Source organism: Streptomyces sp. NPDC005195, from assembly GCF_040608315.1.
Classification (GTDB): domain Bacteria; phylum Actinomycetota; class Actinomycetes; order Streptomycetales; family Streptomycetaceae; genus Streptomyces; species Streptomyces kaempferi.
The window spans coordinates 1-2,753 of record NZ_JBEXHZ010000229.1 but is presented as its reverse complement, the minus strand read 5'-3'; the positions used below and the strand labels follow the sequence as shown (position 1 = coordinate 2,753).

Here is a 2,753-nt window from a genome sequence, read left to right as displayed (position 1 = left end):
ATGATGTACGTCGCGATGTGCTCGGTGCCGGCGTACCTGCGGCGGCGCACGGCGTCGGCGGCGGCGCCCAGCGCGTGCAGCGGAGCGTCACGGTACAGGGCCAGGGCCTCCGCCGGGGTGATGCGCTCACCCTCGGCGGCACGGTCGAGGACGGACTGCAACGGGGACGGGGTAGGTCGGGGCATGGTGCCCGCCTTTCCGGGGCTGTGGATGGTGTTCCTGGTCATGGCGGGGATGTCACTCGGGGGCGGTGTCCAGCAGGCGTACGGCCACGTCGGGCGCGAAGCCCTCGGCCGCACCGCCGACCCGGCGGGCGAACTCCTTGATGCCGGCGAGCTGTTCCGCGCCGAGCCGGAAGTCGAGCGCCTGCGTGTAGTACCGCTCCAGCGTTCCGGCATCGAACTCCTCCCACTGGGAGGCCTGTTCGCTCACCTCGGTCACCTCGCGCAGCGACAGGTCCCGGGAGGCCAGCAGGTCGGCGTGGACCTGGCGGACCAGAGCGGGCTCACGGGCGAGGAAGTCGCGGCGCGCCGCGAACACGGCGAACACGAACGGGAGGCCGGTCCAGTCCTTCCACATCCGGCCCAGGTCATGGACCTGGAGGCCGAGTCCGGGGGCCTCGTGCAGCGCGGCACTCAGCGCCACGTCACCGATGATGACCGCCGCGCGCGCCTCGGACATCATCGTGCGCAGGTCGGGCGGCCGCACCACGTACTCGGGCCGGACCCCCACCCTCTCCTCCAGGAGCAGCTGGGCCAGCCGCACCGAGGTCCGGCTGGTCGAGCCCAGCGCGACCCGCTCGCCGTCCAGCTGGTCCAGGGGCACCTGACTGAGGATCAGACACGACATGACGTCGCCGTCGCTGCCCACCGCGATGTCCGGCAGGGCCACCAGGTCGTCGGCGTGCCGCAGGAACTCGACCAGGCTGATCGGCCCGATGTCGAGATCACCGGCGGCCAGCGCTTTGTTGAGACCGTCCGGGCTGTCCGTGCGCAGATCCAGGTCGAGCAGGCTGCCGGTACGGGCCAGCCCCCAGAACAGCGGCAGGCAGTTGAGGAACTCGATGTGCCCGACTCGGGGGCGGCGACGTTTGGTACGCAGCGCCGACGACGGCTCTGCGACGAGTGGTTCGGTCATCTGTGGACGCTCCCGGAGCGGGTCGAAGAGGGGCGGCGGGGCGCACTCGGTGCCCGGCGCACGGAACGAGGAGGGACAGAGGAGGGGAGTGCGACGCGCCGGGAACGGAGCATCCCGGCGCCCGCCTGAACGTGTGCGGCCCTGCCCGGCGGCCCGCGCCGGTCCTACGCCCCGCGGGAGACCGTCGCGGTGAAGTGCTCGGTGAGGACGGCGAGGACGTCCGCCGCCCGGTCGGTGAGGTAGAAGTGACCGCCGGGGAACACCCGCAGCGTGCTGCCGCCCCGTGTGTGGCCCTCCCAGGCGCGCGCCTCGTCCAGCGAGGTCTTCGGGTCGTCGTCGCCGACCAGCACCGTCACCGGGCAGCGCACGGTGTCCTCCGGCGCGGCCAGATAGGTCTCGACGGCCGTGTAGTCGTTACGGATCGCGGGCAGCACCATGCGCAGCAGCTCCTCGTCGTCGAGAAGCCGGCTGTCGGTGCCGCTGAGCGCGCGGATCTCGGCGATCAGCCGGTCGTCACCGAGGGTGTGCACCCTTTCGTCCCGGGTCCGGGACGGCGCCCGCCGCCCCGACGCGAACAGCCGCACCGGCCCGCTGCCGGACCGCTCCAGACGCCGGGCCACCTCGAAGGCGACCACCGCTCCCATGCTGTGCCCGAAGAACGTCAGCGGCCGGTCCTGCCAGGTCCGCAGCGCCTCGGCGACCCGGTCGGCGAGTTCGGCGACCGAGGTCAGCCCCGGCTCATGACGCCGGTCCTGCCGCCCCGGGTACTGCACCGCGACCACGTCGACCGCGGGACTGAGGGCCGCGGCGACCGGCAGGTAGAAACTGGCGGAACCGCCGGCGTGCGGGAAGCACACCAGACGCTCGGCCGCTTCGGGAGCGGGACGGAAACTGCGGATCCACAGATCGTCCGCGGGAGTTGGACTCATGGGACGCGGATGTCCTTCCAGGGGATCGGCGCACCCGGCACAGGGGCCCGGTGCGCACGCGGTGCGGAACTGGCTGCGGGGCGGCGGAGCCTCAGGCGCTCTCCGCCTCGGGACCCCACACCTCGACGTCGTCGGCGACACGGCGCACATGGATGCACTCACCGGGGCACTCCTTGGCGGAGTCGGCGACATCCGTCAGCAGCTCCAGGGGGATCCGCGTGGCGGCACGCGGCTCCTGGAGGAGCTCGTCGTCCTCGTCTTTCACATAGGCGATGCCGTCCACGTCCAGTTCGAACACCTCGGGCGCGTACTGGGCACAGATACCGTCGCCGGTGCACAGCTCATGGTCGATCCAGACCTCGAAGGCCTGCTCGCCGCTCGTCTGCTGGGACATGTCCACCTGCCTGCCGATCGTGTCGTGAGACCGCGCACCGCGGCGCGCGGGGTGAGGGGGAGGAGGAGGGCCGCGGCCGGACACACCGTCCCGCCACGGCCCGGCGCGTCAGACGCGCATCGGCTGCGGCTCGTCGCGGCGGGTGGGGTCCGGGCCGTCGTACTCGCGGATGTTCTCGTAGCGGGTGTTGCGCTCCACGGGGCGGAAGCCGGCGTCGCGGATCAGGTCGAGCAGATCCTCGCGGGTCAGCTTGTTCGGGGTGCCGTAGTTGTCCGCGTCGTGCGTGATCTTGT

At 72.1% G+C, this 2,753-nt stretch carries 3 protein-coding genes and 2 pseudogenes; all 5 read right to left on the bottom strand.

Annotated elements, in window-relative coordinates:
- Positions 1 to 185, bottom strand: a pseudogene (locus tag ABZV34_RS38345) (dehypoxanthine futalosine cyclase); the annotation flags it as partial.
- Between the two features lie 52 nt (positions 186 to 237).
- Positions 238 to 1,137, bottom strand: coding sequence for a menaquinone biosynthesis protein (locus ABZV34_RS38340; protein ID WP_356287579.1), 900 nt, complete (start codon positions 1,135 to 1,137; stop codon positions 238 to 240).
- Positions 1,138 to 1,301: 164 nt separating this feature from the next.
- Complete coding sequence (locus ABZV34_RS38335) at positions 1,302 to 2,066, bottom strand: alpha/beta fold hydrolase (protein ID WP_356287576.1); 765 nt, start codon at positions 2,064 to 2,066, stop codon at positions 1,302 to 1,304.
- 91 nt (positions 2,067 to 2,157) lie between these two features.
- Complete coding sequence (locus ABZV34_RS38330; RefSeq protein ID WP_356287573.1) at positions 2,158 to 2,460, bottom strand: ferredoxin; 303 nt, start codon at positions 2,458 to 2,460, stop codon at positions 2,158 to 2,160.
- A 108-nt stretch (positions 2,461 to 2,568) separates the two neighbouring features.
- Positions 2,569 to 2,753 (bottom strand): annotated as a pseudogene (locus ABZV34_RS38325) (aminofutalosine synthase MqnE); the annotation flags it as partial.